Annotated in this window: 11 protein-coding genes; 6 read left to right on the forward strand and 5 right to left on the reverse strand. The window is 40.5% G+C overall.

What is annotated here, in order from left to right:
• Positions 1-43 precede the first annotated feature (43 nt).
• The 3 genes from KNP03_RS07825 to KNP03_RS07835 are packed head-to-tail and all read left to right on the forward strand — an operon-like array spanning position 44 to position 1,417.
• On the forward strand, positions 44-457 hold the full coding sequence (locus tag KNP03_RS07825; protein ID WP_214827790.1) for a MarR family winged helix-turn-helix transcriptional regulator: 414 nt from the start codon (positions 44-46) through the stop codon (positions 455-457).
• Positions 458-478: 21 nt separating this feature from the next.
• Positions 479-1,117 carry a nitroreductase family protein gene (locus tag KNP03_RS07830; RefSeq protein WP_214827792.1) on the forward strand — a complete coding sequence of 213 codons (639 nt, stop codon included), beginning with the start codon at positions 479-481 and terminating at the stop codon, positions 1,115-1,117.
• A 15-nt stretch (positions 1,118-1,132) separates the two neighbouring features.
• Complete coding sequence (locus tag KNP03_RS07835; protein WP_214827794.1) at positions 1,133-1,417, forward strand: putative quinol monooxygenase; 285 nt, start codon at positions 1,133-1,135, stop codon at positions 1,415-1,417.
• Between the two features lie 87 nt (positions 1,418-1,504).
• Here the strand turns inward: KNP03_RS07835 and KNP03_RS07840 are convergent, their stop codons facing one another.
• The 5 genes from KNP03_RS07840 to KNP03_RS07860 all read right to left on the reverse strand — a co-directional run bounded on the left by KNP03_RS07840 (position 1,505) and on the right by KNP03_RS07860 (position 6,587).
• Positions 1,505-3,043: a hypothetical protein gene (locus tag KNP03_RS07840; protein WP_214827795.1), complete on the reverse strand. Its 1,539-nt coding sequence runs from the start codon at positions 3,041-3,043 to the stop codon at positions 1,505-1,507.
• Positions 3,044-3,170: 127 nt separating this feature from the next.
• Complete coding sequence (locus KNP03_RS07845) at positions 3,171-3,428, reverse strand: hypothetical protein (protein WP_214827796.1); 258 nt, start codon at positions 3,426-3,428, stop codon at positions 3,171-3,173.
• 7 nt (positions 3,429-3,435) lie between these two features.
• The gene (locus KNP03_RS07850; protein ID WP_214827797.1) at positions 3,436-3,906 is read right to left on the reverse strand and encodes a hypothetical protein; all 471 of its coding nucleotides are present in this window, start codon (positions 3,904-3,906) and stop codon (positions 3,436-3,438) included.
• Between the two features lie 7 nt (positions 3,907-3,913).
• Positions 3,914-6,268: a DEAD/DEAH box helicase family protein gene (locus KNP03_RS07855; RefSeq protein WP_240544505.1), complete on the reverse strand. Its 2,355-nt coding sequence runs from the start codon at positions 6,266-6,268 to the stop codon at positions 3,914-3,916.
• A complete protein-coding gene (locus KNP03_RS07860) occupies positions 6,261-6,587 on the reverse strand; it encodes a nucleoside triphosphate pyrophosphohydrolase (RefSeq protein ID WP_214827798.1) in 327 nt (108 codons plus the stop codon). The genes KNP03_RS07855 and KNP03_RS07860 overlap by 8 nt, the downstream gene beginning before the upstream one ends.
• Positions 6,588-6,771: 184 nt before the next feature.
• On the opposite strand from KNP03_RS07860, the gene dptF reads away from it, so the two are divergent.
• Genes dptF through dptH form a run of 3 tightly spaced genes read left to right on the forward strand, consistent with a single transcriptional unit; the run spans position 6,772 to position 15,647 of the window.
• Positions 6,772-9,096, forward strand: a complete 2,325-nt coding sequence (gene dptF, locus KNP03_RS07865; protein WP_214827801.1) for a DNA phosphorothioation-dependent restriction protein DptF — start codon at positions 6,772-6,774, stop codon at positions 9,094-9,096.
• A 1-nt stretch (position 9,097) separates the two neighbouring features.
• The gene (gene dptG, locus KNP03_RS07870) at positions 9,098-10,489 is read left to right on the forward strand and encodes a DNA phosphorothioation-dependent restriction protein DptG (RefSeq protein ID WP_214827804.1); all 1,392 of its coding nucleotides are present in this window, start codon (positions 9,098-9,100) and stop codon (positions 10,487-10,489) included.
• Positions 10,470-15,647: a DNA phosphorothioation-dependent restriction protein DptH gene (dptH, locus tag KNP03_RS07875; RefSeq protein WP_214827807.1), complete on the forward strand. Its 5,178-nt coding sequence runs from the start codon at positions 10,470-10,472 to the stop codon at positions 15,645-15,647. The genes dptG and dptH overlap by 20 nt, the downstream gene beginning before the upstream one ends.
• The last annotated feature ends 13 nt before the right edge of the window (positions 15,648-15,660 follow it).

Here is a 15,660-nt window from a genome sequence, read left to right on the forward strand (position 1 = left end):
ATGAGTCAATAATTGACAAGTCAATTGAGAAAGGTGGAACGCAATGGATCTCCGAGAAATCAGCCGATTACTCTATCAAATCAAGCTGGCGGATCAACATGTCGCCTCATCCTTTGAACGAGAGACAGGCTTCAGCCTGACCCGCTACGAGATGTTGCAAGTCGCCAAAGAGCGCGGCGTCTGCACGCAACGTGTGATTAAAGAAGAAATGAAAATCGACAATGCCGCGATCACCCGACATTTGAAAATCCTCGAAGAGAAAGGATATGTCGTTCGGGAACGGAATGCCGAGAATCATCGTGAAATGTTCGTCCGTGTGACGGAAAAGGCAGAACAAGACCTAAGGTATTGCGAACGCGGCGAACGGGCCAACCACCTTGTCCTCAAAGCCTTGTCCGATGAAGAGATTCACCAATTATCCGGACTGCTTCAAAAATTGAACAGTCACGCTTTATAAAGAGAAAGAAGGAATTCACCAATGGCAACTACATTCGAAAACAACACATTCACAGACGTGATGCTCGGCCGTAAATCAATCCGTGTGTATGACGAGAACGTAAAAATCTCGAAAGAAGAAATGCTCGAGATGATCCAAGAAGCGACAACTGCCCCATCATCGGTCAACATGCAGCCATGGCGCTTCGTCGTCGTCGAAAGCCCGGAAGCGAAAGAGACGCTCAAGCCACTCATCAAATTTAACACGCGTCAAAATGACACATCGTCAGCGATGCTTCTCATCTTCGGCGACATGGAGTGCTACGAGTACGGCGAACAAATCTATGACCAAGCGGTCGCAGCAGGCAAAATGCCACAAGAAGTCCGTGACCAACAGCTCGGCGCGATCATCCCTTACTACAAAAATCTCTCAAGACAAGAGATGAACGATATCGTGAAGATCGATGCGAGCCTTGCCGCGATGCAATTCATGCTCACAGCACGTGCTCATGGCTATGACACGAACCCGATCGGCGGTTTCGAGAAAGATCAACTCGCCGAAACATTCGGTCTCGACAAAGATCGTTACGTACCGGTCATGATCCTCTCTGTCGGGAAAGCGGCAGAAGAAGGTTACAAGTCTGTACGTCTCGATGCTGAAACGATCACATCATTCAAATAATCGGAGGAATCAATCATGGTCCTAGTCAATGCAACATTCGATATACAAGCTTCGCAACGCGAGAACTTCCTGCAAGCCATCCAAACGTTGATCGACTCATCCAAACAGGAAGCGGGATGCGTCGGGTATGACCTGTACGAGTCAACTTCGGTTGAGAATCGTTTCGTCATGATCGAGAACTGGGAAGACCAAGCCGCTCTCGAGCAGCATAACCAAAACCCGGTCCTCCTCAACTTCGCACAAAACGTCGCGAACTACGTGTCTGCGAAACCGGTGATTCAAGTAGCAGAATTGAACTAAAACGAACGGTCGACTTCATGTCGGCCGTTTTTTTGTTCCCCCTCTCCATAAAAAAACCGCCCTGACCTAAGTCAGAGCGGAATCGTATTATAAAACGAAAATCGCTGCCGATACACCGACGACACCGACGAGCGCCATCGCATATACCGGCACACGTGGCATTTCGCCATTGTTGTCGAGCGCTTTCCCGAACATGTAGAAGACGATCGGGTGCACGAGGAACGGCATCGAGAAGATGAGCGGGATGAGAAGCGACGCTTCCGTCCCGAACATGCCGCCTTGAACTGCTGCGAACAGACCGAAGTGCGAGATCGCTGACGACTGAGCCATCGTCGTGTAATCAAATGCAATCGTGCTGAACGTCAAGATGACGAGACCGCCGAATACGGCCATCATCTGCCAGCCGAACGAGAACTGCATGAGGGCTTTGACTTCTTTAAAGTCTTCACCATTGGCCGCTCGCAAGTTTTTAAGCGCAAGAGCCGTGAGACCGAGACCGAACAAGACAATGATCATCGTCGGCCAGATCCAGAGCGCACCGTTATCGGCACTGACTGCGAGGACTGAAAAGACGAAGATATGTCCAAAGAACGGGATGTTGATCATGATTGGCGCACGTTTTGCCGCGACTTGACCGAAGTCCCCGGCCGTACATGCACCCGTGAGACCACTGTGTGAGAGTGAACCGGCCATACCCGGTGCAAGGTTACGAACGTGACCAGTGCGTGCGAACCACATGATGAGCGCGATTCCGCCGAACATCCAGAACAACTGACCGAAGAAGCCATACACGAGAATCGAGTTCATGCCTTCGATGGCGAACGCATCACCGATCCGGGAACCACCGACCATGAAGTTGGCAGCCAAAACGACCGGAATCCCTGCGAAGAGGAGTGCACGGACTGTCGGTCCATACGTCCAGTTATGGAAGATGGCACCGAGCGCCGACGAAATCAACATCGCAAAGAAGATTTGCGGAAGCGCGATGACCGGCTGTACCGCTGTCGCAATCAAGAATGAGACGAACAAGACCACAAGCAGGAGGACTGTCTCGATGACACCCTTTTGCATGTACACTTTCTTGTCCTGAATTTGTGCCTTATGGTCAATCAATAAGAAAGATGCCGCCAGACCGATGAGTGCGAGAATCGGATAGAAAAGCGCGACCCCTTCTGCTGACCCTTCTTGAATGACCATGCGGAAGAAACCTTCTAGACCGACGAGTAAGAAAAACGAACGGATGATAAAGATAAATTGCGTCCGACCTGTCCCGAGGAACATCTCCTCTTTCGACGGTACGACGATATCTTCCATCTCGAGGTCTTGCTTACTCAAGATTTTACGGAGTTCCTGCCCTCCGACGAAGAACGAAACGACAAGAGCAATGATTGTCGTCCGTGAGAGGAAGTCGACGAGTGGGAACTCAGGGAGCCCCGGTGTCGCGATGCCGAGTTCGACCATACCGAAGCCGAGACCGAGACCGAAGATGACGATGACGAGGATTGGCGAAAAGCGCGTCCCCGCTACGACCATCCGTGATAAAATGACCATCGGAATGACGAAGGCCATGAGCAACCAGAATTGGTTGATGAGTTGCATTTGAGATAATTGCTGTACAAGTTCCATCCATAAACCCCTAACATTATTTTTTCACACAATATCGAAGTGTACAGGATTGAACATTATGTGACAATAGGGTGTGACGTATTGTAAACATTGAAAGCGGAACCAAATAAATTGGTCCCGCTTCCAGTTAGTGATTTGATTGTCGTAGGCCCCAAATGCCTTTATTTCCTGTGGAATAAAACAAATCTTCTGTTCCATTAAAACTGGCCGAGTCGCTGGAATGGGCACGGATTTGCTTGTTGACGTGCGCCTTCCAATCTTTATAACGATCGAGTTCCAGTTGATAATACGATTTTTCAACGTATGTATAAATGTCTTTCAAGGATGCCGACCCGCCATGATGCTCGAGGGCGAATTGGATTTTGCGTAGTAATAGGCGTTTCAAGTTCCCCTCACCTTTCTGTTGTGCTTACCTTCATTTCAAAATATTGCTCCAACTTTTTTTCTACCGCAAATTGAATCATTGCATGTGCTTCTTTAGTTGAAATACAAAACTCTTCTTTAACAACCAACTTTCCATCTATGACTTCGAATGGTGACTTACCCGTTTTAGAGGGTTCTGTCGTCAATTTTTCGAACGGTAGTGACGATAAGTGATTTTCAATTTTTGCTTGTGAAAATGGCTCGTGAAAAACTTTGCTTACACCAGTTAACGAATGCGTTTCACACTGTTCTCTTACCATATCATAATATTCATTTGCGATACTATCTGCGGATATAGGCTGAAACCATTCTTCATGTCCTCTTTTAAGCATAATCTTGATGACGTTCATTTTATATGGACCTTGCCGTTCAAAGCTTTCAATGAAGTCACAGAATACTGTAACTGTAGCGTTAGTTTCTGTCATATCCGAAGTCGTCATATTTCTCTCATCCCTCTGCTTTCTTACTGAAGTAGTAATGCAATCGTACATCAACGATTTGTCGCACCCACTCATACACGATTGGACTTTGAAGCGATTCTTGAACCTCAATGTGGAGCGTTTCGTTCTCGACATAGAATGGTCCTTTTGCGATTTTGTCAAATGGCATACGCAGTAAAAGTTTTTCTATTTTTTGTTGATTGAATGGTTGCTGAAAATCCTTCGTCTTTCCATCAATCTGCTGACGATATGGTTTCTCTACGATGTAGTCGTAAAAAGGATGCGCCGCTTCAGTTGCTCTAAGTGGCTTGTACCAATTCCATTCCCCTCGTTCTAACATGATAGACAGCACGACCATTTTATAGCTTTTGGTCATGCTCGTGTACTCCACTTCAAAGAGAAGTGACTTCACATCATCATACACTTTCGCTTCTTCAGCAGTCAGTTCTCCGAGCTTATGCAAGAAGCCGAAGAAACCTCCCAGCTTTCTCCATTCCGAACGGTAAGCATCGATAGAGTACTCACCACGTTGGATTAGTTCCAAATAGCTTGGACGTTTACCCAATTCTTCTTTCACCATGAAATAATTCCGCTCCAGTAACTGATGACGCGTTGAGGACCGAGTGACCATTTTTTTGAGTAAATCGATTGTTTCTAAATCAAACTCGATTGTACAGGACGTTGGCAAGTCTCCTTTTGTCGGCAAGGAACTGATTGTATCCTGACGTTTGGTCGTCAAGAGCGCCAACTTTTTATCAATATTCTTATAGTTCCCGATCAGATCGATAATCGTACAGTGTGTCTTTCCTTTTGAAAGCCGGAGACCTCGACCAATCTGCTGGGTGAAGACCGTTAAGGATTCAGTCGGCCGACAGAACAACAGCGTGTCGATCTCAGGAATATCGACACCTTCGTTAAACAGGTTCACTGCAAAAATGATGTCGAGTTGTCCTTGTTTCAATTGATGAATCACTTCCGCACGGTCGTATTCTGCTTGGCTGTGGAGTGCTACCGCCTGGACGCCTTGTAAACGGAAATAGTCTGCCAAGTACTCGGCTTGGACGACCGAGGAACAAAAACCGAGTGCCCGTGATTGATGGTGAGTTTGCCAAGCTTCATAGATTTTTTGTGCGACACTCTCTTTCAACTGTTCCGCCAGTAGTTCATCCTGGTCGTAACGACGGCCATTAATCAAACGAATTTGAGAATAGTCAATCTCGTCATAAATCCCTACATAATGAAATGGTGTCAAAAACGATTCTTCAATCGCTTCCGTAAAATGCATTTGGAAGGCGACGTTATCATCGCAAAGTGCATACACGTCTCCCCCATCCAAACGGTCAGGCGTCGCAGTCAAACCAAGTAAAAACTTTGGTTGAAAATAGTCCAATACCCGACGATAGGACGGTGCAGCCGAATGATGAAACTCATCGATAATAATCAAATCGAATCTTTCCGGGTCAAACTGTTCCATTCGTTGCTTTGATGCCAACGTTTGGATCGAGGCGAACACGACGTCAGCTGTTTCATGATCTCGTGATTCCCCTCCGAGTAGTAACCCTGTCTTCCAATCCGTTGTCACATTAAGGAATGACTTTTCAGCTTGCAGTAAGAGTTCCTTCTGGTGCGCAACGAAAAGAATACGTTTGAATTGACGAGCGAAAAACGCACTTAAATACGTCTTCCCTAATCCGGTCGCCAAAACGAGCATCGCCTTTTTACGCCCCTCTCCTATTGTTTCTCGAAGGGCAGTCAACGCTGCATCCTGGACAGACGTTGGTGTGATGGTGTCATCTTCTATGTAAACAGGAGAACTCTCAGCGACCTCTAACTCTTTCATCCGATCCTTTCGTGCTTCATACTCTTCGCGATAAGGTTGCAACGAAATCTCATTCATAGTCTGCGCATATTCACTATAAAATAATTCATGGAACGCATCGACGGATTCTTCAAATACTGTTTCTGAAACACTCGAAGGAATTTCAACATTCCATTCCACGCCGTAGTTCAATGCGCTATGTGATAAGTTCGACGAACCGACAAAAAACGTACCGCTATCTTTTGTACGGAACAAATACGCTTTCGGGTGGAATGACCTTCCTTTTGAACGGTATAACCGGAGCTCGATATCTGGGATTTTGAGTAGCATGTCCAATGCATCCGGATTCGTGAGATACAGATAGTCCCCGACTAAAATCCTGATTTGCGCACCTCGTTCACTCGCATTTTTTAATGAAGCAAATAATTCCTTTACTCCAGACACTTGAGCAAACGCGACGACCATATAAATTTCAGTCGCCGCGTCAATGTGTTCTTGTAAAGGGGTGCCGAGATTGCTCGTATGAAGGCGTAAATCATTCATGATCCAATACCTCTTCTAGGAATAACCCTTTCTCAAAACCGCCACGCTTTTTGCGTTTCTCTTCACGAATTTGATTCAACTCTTCAAAGTCAGCTCCATGCATTTTTCCAAGTGTATAGACCAACTCCAAGATGTCGGCTAACTCCTCAAGCGACTCTTCATCAATGTTTGTCTCTTCATATTCTTTAATTTCTTCATACAGTTTTAATCGTGCTTGTTCGAAATGTTCGGCTTGATTTAGTTGTCTCACAATCGGGACCTTTCCTGCTTCGTGAATGATATTTGGAATACCGTCCCTTACCAACTTGTTGTAAATCATGTCACATCTCCTCTCAATCATCTACTTACATCTTAATAAAATTGGATTGGAAAATCATCTCAAGTATCAAACCTATACTTTTTTTGGTTATGGTTATGGATAATTCGTCAGAATCGATGAATATGTTTCTATATTTTGTTACAATGTTTGTAAAATATCATTTTTTGCAGGAAGGGAATTAACAATGAACACCCAAAAGAATTGGTCGTTTTTAGTTACAAATCTAGTTCCAGATGAAGATACGAAGTTCACTTATGAAGAATTCAGTAAGTGGATGACTGATTCACCTACAGAGGCCATGGTTTACTTAGATGGCATTTTCCAATCGTTGACTTTGAAGCGTATGTATATGTTATCAAAAAAAACAAGACGTCCTGCGCTCTCGGAACGATACTTTGATCGCCACGTCATCAAATTTGGTTGGCAAAAGCTGAAAGTTGAGCTCAATGCTTCTATGAAAGAATTGAAATGGGCACATCGATACATAGAATTGAGTGACTTATATACAAAACGAAATTTATTGAAGACAGAGACTATGGAAGCATTCGAAAAACTAATTGCCTTAAGTGAAGTATTTCTACAAGAATCAGATGAAGCAATTGATAGTACTGGTCAGGACCATATAGTCGATACTTTTGATGTTTCTCCATCAACTGTTACTGAATTTCCCAACTTCGTACAAGTAACCGATAAAGAGCAGCAGCAATTATCTTCTGATGAACCCCTTACAGAAAACAGCATGATAGCAAAACATGAAGACGAAGCTGTACATCAAGATCTAGAAGTAAAGGAATCTTTAGTCGAAAGTATTGATCATCAAACACAAATAACAGGTACAGAAGAAACGAGTATATTATTAGAGCGTCTTCGCATGCTTCAGTCTTCTTCTAAGGAGTCAGTCGTCAATGCCGATAGTTTCGGTGATTTTCGAGAGTATATGCATATAGATCGACCGATTCAAAACTCTTTACTTGAGACTCTAGAGGCAGTGAATAAGGAATCGGCTCCTCAATTAATTTTATTAAGTGGTAGCGTCGGAGACGGAAAAAGCCACTTGCTCGCTTATGTCAAAGAAAAATATCCGCACTTAGTCACTAACGTTAGGATTCATAACGATTCCACTGAGTCATTCGATCCATCAAAAAACTCTATTGAAACCTTAGATAGTGTCATGTCATCCTTCTATAATCAAGATTCAGATGCCAAGCACTTATTGATCGCCATTAACCTTGGAGTGCTACACAATTTCTATAATTTCGCAGAGTCTGAGAATTTATACGAATCGCTTAGAAACTTTATCGATGCTTCAGACATTTTTGGGAATGGAGAAAATATCGTCTATTCTTCAAATTCAACTCACTTATTGAATATCGCCGGCTTTCAAACATACAGCGTAGGTGAAGAAGGAGCTCAATCTGTATTTTTCTCGAACATCCTTGAAAAAGTTATTTCAGATTCAAATGATAATACTTTTTATGTTGCATATCGCGAGGACATTGAAAATGGTCATCGCTCTATTGTGCATGATAATTATGATTTTCTTTCAAATCCTTCTGTGCGTGACTCCGTTGCGAATGTCATTATTCAAACGATGGTAAAGGAAAAACTCATTATTTCGACTCGTGCATTTTACAACTTTATTTTTGATATCCTTGTTCCATCAGACTTGAACTTTGATCGAGAAAGACCGCATGCTGCACTTCCAAACTTAATCTTTGGTCATCCTGATCGTTCAAATATTTTGAATGCTTTACATCGAATCGATCCAATTTCATTCCGCATTCCATATTTCGATGAGCTTATTACAAAATATGTGTTGGCACAAAACCCTCAAGAAATTGCAAAGAATGAATTAAAAGAAATAGGTGACGTATATAGCTTCATTCACCATTCAACGGAAAGTGAAAGCACAATAAATACATTAGGTTCGTTTCTCGTTCGAAGCTATTCACTCCTAAATCCTCAAGAGGTCGATCAGTCATACGTTGATTTTTTACAATATCTAAAAGCATATTACCTTGGAGATGGAGAAAATATCGAATCATTATTTGAACTTGTCCGTAACGTCATCTATTTATGGAGAGGCTCTCCACGAGAAAACTACTTATTTATCGACAGCACGAATAATGAGTACAGGGTGGCCTACCCGTTCCAGGCAGAGGAAATTGTAGACCAACGTCTTTTTGAAAGTGCTGAAATCAAAGACTCTGCTTTTTATCGCTTCAATCCGTTCATTCGAATCGGTTTTGAGGTTAGTGGAAAAGAGATTCTGTTTGACCTTGACTATAAGCTTTATAATCTATTGGTAAAGATTAGAAAAGGATACCGTCCGAACCGAAATGATTTAAGAGACGCAGTCCAGTTTATTGATTTTTATGATGAACTTATTCGATATACAGATAAATCCAAGTCAATTTTACTAGTTTCAACGCACGATGGTTCAATGGTGGAACTCTCTAAACCGAAATTCAGTAAATCAAAGTTCGAAATCAGAAAGGTGAAACAGTAATATGATGAATGCTCAGGATACAAAACATTATGAGTTAGATTGGAAACTCCTCGAATCTTTTCTAATTCACAATAAAGGGTATCGCTATGCCCGACGTAAGAATACTTACGTATTACCTTTACCTACACGTGAACCCGAACGATCGAAGTTTGAAAACGGATTTTGGCCGATAACCGGTGGTCTTGCAAGATTATTATCAAATGAATCACTTATTCTTGATAATCATCAGATGGATGTAGATCACATTTTATCAATTGGAAAATTCGACTCCAAAGAAACAAGTGAATGGTTCAAACATTTTCTCAAGAGTCAACAGCGTAAAATAGAAGAAACAGAAATCTCCAATTTATCGCAACTATCTTTCCTCTCGTTAAGTGAGAAAAAAGAAAAAAATGGTCAAATTGATTTTATTAACTATGTATACGGTACTTTAATAGAAGGAAACGAAGAATTGCTTTCACCATTATTTTCGGATGAAGAAAGTGATGATCTTTTGACCCAAATTTTCCGGAGTACGCATTCTACCAATGATGCTCCATTTAATAGTCCCTATCCGTGTTTGTTCCCGCATATAAAGGAACAGTTCAAAGAAGATTTAATCTATATGTCTAGAAATCCAAAGTTCTTCTTGGACAACTTAAACCATCTGGTAGTTCATTATACGTTCATTATGATTTCTCAAACTGTTCTTCACACTAATCGTTTCACAAGATTTGATAGTGAAATGCTGATTCCTATCTACTTCTTAATGGAATGGGAAAAAGCCGCTCGTTGGAGAACGAGTTATACAAACGGATACCGTTTACTAAAAGAACAAGTAAAAGACTTTTATAAGCATGAACATCTATTGAATATCGTTTGCCAAACACCGGCTTTTCAGTCACAAAAGAATTTGTACTATCATCATCTTGATGAAATGTTGAGCGAAGCTGGTGAAGAACCTAAGAAAAAGTATATTCAGTCTCTGTATGATTGGATGAATAATTTTTATACAAAATATAAAGGTATCGAAACACCAAAATATAGCTCTACTAAAACGTTAGATGACACTTTCAGAGATTTAGCAGAGGTGATTTCGATAGGATTGAATAAAGAGTTGAAATCTCGATATCCAGCTGCACTCGAGGCGTTTGTTTTAAAGTTTTATAGAAAACATGGTGGTTCTCTCGGCTCATTGCTTGCCATCAATCAGGAACAATTATTGACTCTAGTAGCATGTTCCGTAAAACAGGATAAAGTAGAATTGAATAAACTTTGGGATGAACTTGAATCGAGAGGGTTATTCTTTGATCACCATTCTAAAGAAGAGATTGTAGGACTATTAGATAAATTAAACTACTTAGAAAAGAAAAGTGATAGCGGGGATGCACAGTATGTCAAATCAATTTTATAAATTTATTACTCAGCAATTACTCGATTTTTTTAAAAATGAGATTCAACAGAAAAGAACTGATCGATATTATGTTTATCTTCCAACAAAAAAAGATGTAAAAGAGATGTATGATGCACTATCAAATCTAAATGTATCTGAAAAATTCACTTACAAGCATCCGTTTGGAAACGAAGATTATGTGACAACTTCACTTAACTTCTCTTCCGGGAAATTAGTCGTAGCAAGTTCATTCGATACAGATATTGATTTCCTCGTCACTTTGAGAAATGAGATGAGCGAGCAAAGTGGACAATGGTCTAACACTTCCCTAATGATTCTAACTGATAATTTAAATGACTCTATCCGCGGGGGAAGTATCGATTTAACTTCTGAGGGACGACCACTCCACATTAGTAAAATCATTCAACATTTAGATAAGCAACTGGCTAGCAGTCAATTATCTAAATCTGAGCAGATGATTATCTCCGATTATTTAAAAAGACGAAACCATCAAAAACAAATCATAAGTGGTTCGTTTCTTGATTTCATCGACATTTTAGGACTATTACACAAAGACACGCTAGATTCGGAAGACTACACTTCTTTACAATACTTTCAAGACGGCGACCTAAGTTCACTTATTCGTGAACGGGACGAACAAAAAGTCGGTTCAGCTCCTTGGAGAAAAATGAATAGACAAATTGAAAATCGTTTAACAGATAACCATGAGTTGTTTGAAGATGTCGAACGTTACTTCACTTTAGGGAATGCTCGGGAAAAATTAGAAGAGCGTTTTGATAATGGCGCTACAAAATTGAAAGAAGATACCTGGCAACACGCTGATTATAATGTTTTGAGAGAATGGGAAGAAAAAGCAAAATCAAATCGCGATATTCAATTCATTTCAGAAAAAATGACCGCAAAAGTCGATGGTTCCAAATTAGAATCATCACACTTTTGGAGACGTCCTCAGTCTGAAACGAAATCCGGACAACGTACTTGGCATATCATTGTCTTTTCGTCACAAGAAACTGAGACAGTTCAAATTCACCTGTCTTTCGATCGCCATACATCGAAACAGTTTTTGGATAACAAGAGTGCAAAAACAACAACAAGTTCTGGACATTCTCTTATTACTACTATTAAAAATGAAACCAATCAAGTCGCTTTTTCTCGAGTCCGTTATAAACACGAAGGGCAGTCTTCGACTACCTATTTATTTAATATCGCTGTCGTTCCATTATCACCCGAGTTTTTAAAACCATATCAGACAAGGTATTTGATTGATACTACTCCGAAAAGTCAGCAAGCAATTCGCTTAATACTAGACGGTCATCATAAGGTTGAGCTTGGTGATGGTTCCGGAGATACGAATGATGTTGCCATCAGTTCATCCGAAGCACTCGAAATTGACCATAATGATGTGCTCAATGTTCCCTTAAATGTTCTAGACGAAGGAGAATCTCGTATTCGTTTCTCGGTGATGCTTTCTGGAGTTGAAGTCCCTCTTGCTATTAAAGATGATATGCTAAAAACCACACCTTTGGACGGACTAAGCATTTGGACAAGAAAAAGAAAAGATGAGGCATCATTTATCATCGACTCAAATTTTAAAACCATTCATAATGGTCAACGCACATATTCGACAAAGTCAATTGATCGAAACTTTTTCCAAATGGAACAAGCATGGCTAGATAACCATGTTCGTTATGGAAAACAAGTATCAGAAGACACTTTTGAGAGCATTCCTTTAGAATTACCAGCTGCTGTTGAAAAAAGCTATGATCTTTTTTTAACCACTGTAAAAAACAAAGGAACCATCCCCTCATTACTGTATTACGATGATGAGGTTCTGACAGCTGCCTATACTTTTGTTGACGACTATTTGTCTGAAATCGAGAAAATTCCTTCTCAGTCATTAATGAGTGTACAGCAACGAAATCTATATCGTTTGGGACAAATTGAAACGGTCGATGGTCTATTATTAACACCGTTTTCGCCATTAAATATTGCTTATCAATGGCAGGTAAATTCAGCATTAGGGTCTGAAGACATTGATTCAAACATTTTGAAAAAATTAAAAGCAAGCTATACCTTGCCTTATGCGTTCAACATTCATGAGATGCTTCTTAAACCTACAGATCAATCACCGTTGCCTGAGTGGCATGAGTATGTCATAAGAGAACGAGTTAGCATAGGTGAAACAAATTCTTACTTAGCAAAAGTTGTCGAAGATAAAATGGTTCATTTCACTGACCATTATGATTATTTATTCTCGATACAAAGTTCCGCTCCTCTTTGTATCAATGTCATTAATGTCACAAACGATGAGGAGATATTAAAAGGAATCATTTCTTGGTTCAAGAAACAAATTTCCTCTAAAGGTAACCTTGAATCAGTTAAGCCGCTTGAAGTATCTCTATATCTTCCAGATGCTTCTGGATTAAGTGCGTTCGATAAATTGAACGATATCGAGACTGCAGAACAATTAAAAGATGTATTCGGCATTGATTTGTCAGTTCATGAATTTGAGACAAACGAAATTTTGCATGTTCTTCAACAGTCTATTCTTTATCGTAAGTTAAACCTAAAGGACCCGATTCTTTACGCTCACGTCTCGTTTTATAAAATGGGGAACGAATCAAGAGTTGTTACCCAACCAATGCGAGACTTAGCAAACAGCATGAATCTAGATGGCTTATTTACTACAGTATCGTCTGTCCAGAGTGACGAAACAGGTTACCGCGTCGGATTTGGTACTGAAGGTGCGGATATCAATCGAAGTCTTATGACAAAATTCGGTTCTCTCTTTAATGAACTTACTGCAAACATGAAAGATGGCGGACACAGTTCTTATATGAAGGATGTATCATTGACAATGCACATCGATGTCGCTGATAAAGATGAACTTGAAAGTATTTATAACGCTTCCCATTGGGTCACATTTATCGATCCACCTGTAGGATTAGATTTCTTTAAATCTTCTTCCGATAACTTAATTATCGTGCATTATAGTGATCAATATTCCTCGACAAATGGGTACGATGCCATTACTGTCACTGATAAATCTAAACAATATTTCAATGTCATCGAAGAATTTATCAACTCCCAAGGTGTCACATCCACCCAAGAACAGATAGAAGAAACTATTCGTGCTTTCAATACATTCAATGGTGAATGGTTGCTTCGAGCTGTTCAAGGAAGAGGATACGATAAGCGGGAGAAAATGAGCATCGTTTCTGCAATTAAGGAGACACTCCTACTTTTCAATGAAGAGAACACAATATGGGTACCAATTTCTATGGAAGAAGTCGTACGTGTAACAGGGAATGTGAAACTTAGTAAACGCGCAGGTTTATTTTCAGGAAAAACAATCGGTCGAAAAGGAAACTGTAGTGATGATTTATTGATGATTGGTCTAGAGATGGGACAATCTAATTTGAAAGTCCATTTATTCCCGGTAGAAGTAAAAATAGGACTGAATGATAATACCGTCATCACAAAAGGTATTTCACAGATTACAGAATTAAAAGCTCGTTTAAATGATCACTTACTCGACTTAACAACATTTGATGCGAGATTTTTACGCAATTATTTTGTTAGACTTTTCATCAATAACGCATATAAAATGCAAGAAAATGAAATTTGGCCGAGCAAAGACTATTGTTTAAACCCAGAATTAATTGATCGATTGATGAATGATGATTTTGAGATTGTCGATGAGAAGCGAGCCAAATTTGGTAATGGCGTCCTCGTTTCATTTAAAAAACATTCAGACGCTGTTCGTCATACAAGAAGTCAGGGTGTCGTAATCTTAGAACTTCCCGAACAATATGGTTATGAAGTACTCACACAATCTCTAGATTCACTTGAGTCTCACCATAAAGAAAAATCATCTACGCATTCTTTCAAGAAAGAAGAAATTCCAGCTGCACCTGCATCGGTCATTCAAAATAATTCTGAAAATGAGGCTTTGATAAATAGAAAGTCAGTTGAAGAACTAAATCAGATTGTCACTGAAAATGATTCAATAGCACCTCAATCAGTTCAGGCAATAACTGAACCTGCAACACCTAAGTCAGTTACATTAGACGATGTCAGATTGCTTCTAGGTAGTGAATTTAATCAAGACTACTATTGGGAATATGGACACCCGCGTCTATCCAATCGACATCTCCTAATCGGTGGTCGATCTGGTCAAGGGAAAACCTATTTCGTCCAATCTCTTCTACTACAGTTGGTCGAACAAAATCAATCTGCTTTAGTTATCGATTACTCGAACAGTTACACGTTAAGCCAACTTGACGAAACATTTGTGAATCGAATGGGTTCAAAATTGAATGAACGCATTGTTTACCACGAGTCGTTTCCACTAAACCCATTCAAAAGACGAGAAAAGGAAATTAGTGGTCGAAAAGAGCCTGAGAAGATTACTTCTGTTGCTACAAGAGTGGCAGCTGTGTTTGCTTCTGTCTATAGAGGCTTAGGAGACCAACAAAAAAATGCTATCTATATGGCAACAAAAAATGGGATTGAAAAATACGGTGATGAGATGCGAATGGAGTTACTTATCGAAGAATTAGAGAACCTTGAGTCCTCTAAATCTACAGTTCAATCTGTCATCAGTCGACTTACCCAAATGGTTGATATGGATCCATTCGATTATGAATCAGATAACGATTGGAGTAAGATTTTTGACAGCAATAATGGAGTGACCGTCATTCAACTCGAAGGATATGATCAAGACGAAATCAAAAAATTACTGGCCGAATTTATTCTTTGGGATTTATGGTATTACTCTTTATCTGGATCAGAGAGCCGACCAATGCCAGTTATCCTAGATGAAGCACAGAATTTATCTTTCCGCAAAGGATCACCTTCCGAGAAAATATTAAGAGAAGGTCGAAAGTTCGGTTGGTCTGCTTGGTTTGCTACACAATCGTTCAGTAACTTCGATAAGGAAGAACTTGCGGTTTTGGATAATGCCGCTACAAAGATATACTTTGCACCAGCAGACAGTGAATTAAAAGTTATCGCGAATCGAATCGGTTCAGTCTCACTCGATGACTTACGAAGTTTGAAAAAAGCTCATTGTCTAGCTGTTGGACAATTCAAAATCAATGAATCGGAATTAAGCAATCAAGAATTTCACCATGTCAAAGTACCCCCAATGAAATAATGAAAAGCGCGCG

The organism is Exiguobacterium algae, from assembly GCF_018617875.1.
GTDB classification, from domain to species: domain Bacteria; phylum Bacillota; class Bacilli; order Exiguobacteriales; family Exiguobacteriaceae; genus Exiguobacterium; species Exiguobacterium algae.

Excerpts from the sequence above, each read along its gene's own strand:
- KNP03_RS07825 (WP_214827790.1), top strand. The coding sequence starts at position 44 with ATGGATCTCCGAGAAATCAGCCGATTACTCTATCAAATCAAGCTGGCG.
- KNP03_RS07830 (WP_214827792.1), top strand. The coding sequence starts at position 479 with ATGGCAACTACATTCGAAAACAACACATTCACAGACGTGATGCTCGGC.
- KNP03_RS07835 (WP_214827794.1), top strand. The coding sequence starts at position 1,133 with ATGGTCCTAGTCAATGCAACATTCGATATACAAGCTTCGCAACGCGAG.
- KNP03_RS07840 (WP_214827795.1), bottom strand. The coding sequence starts at position 3,043 with ATGGAACTTGTACAGCAATTATCTCAAATGCAACTCATCAACCAATTC.
- KNP03_RS07850 (WP_214827797.1), bottom strand. The coding sequence starts at position 3,906 with ATGACGACTTCGGATATGACAGAAACTAACGCTACAGTTACAGTATTC.
- KNP03_RS07855 (WP_240544505.1), bottom strand. The coding sequence starts at position 6,268 with ATGAATGATTTACGCCTTCATACGAGCAATCTCGGCACCCCTTTACAA.
- KNP03_RS07860 (WP_214827798.1), bottom strand. The coding sequence starts at position 6,587 with ATGATTTACAACAAGTTGGTAAGGGACGGTATTCCAAATATCATTCAC.
- dptF (WP_214827801.1), top strand. The coding sequence starts at position 6,772 with ATGAACACCCAAAAGAATTGGTCGTTTTTAGTTACAAATCTAGTTCCA.
- dptG (WP_214827804.1), top strand. The coding sequence starts at position 9,098 with ATGATGAATGCTCAGGATACAAAACATTATGAGTTAGATTGGAAACTC.
- dptH (WP_214827807.1), top strand. The coding sequence starts at position 10,470 with ATGTCAAATCAATTTTATAAATTTATTACTCAGCAATTACTCGATTTT.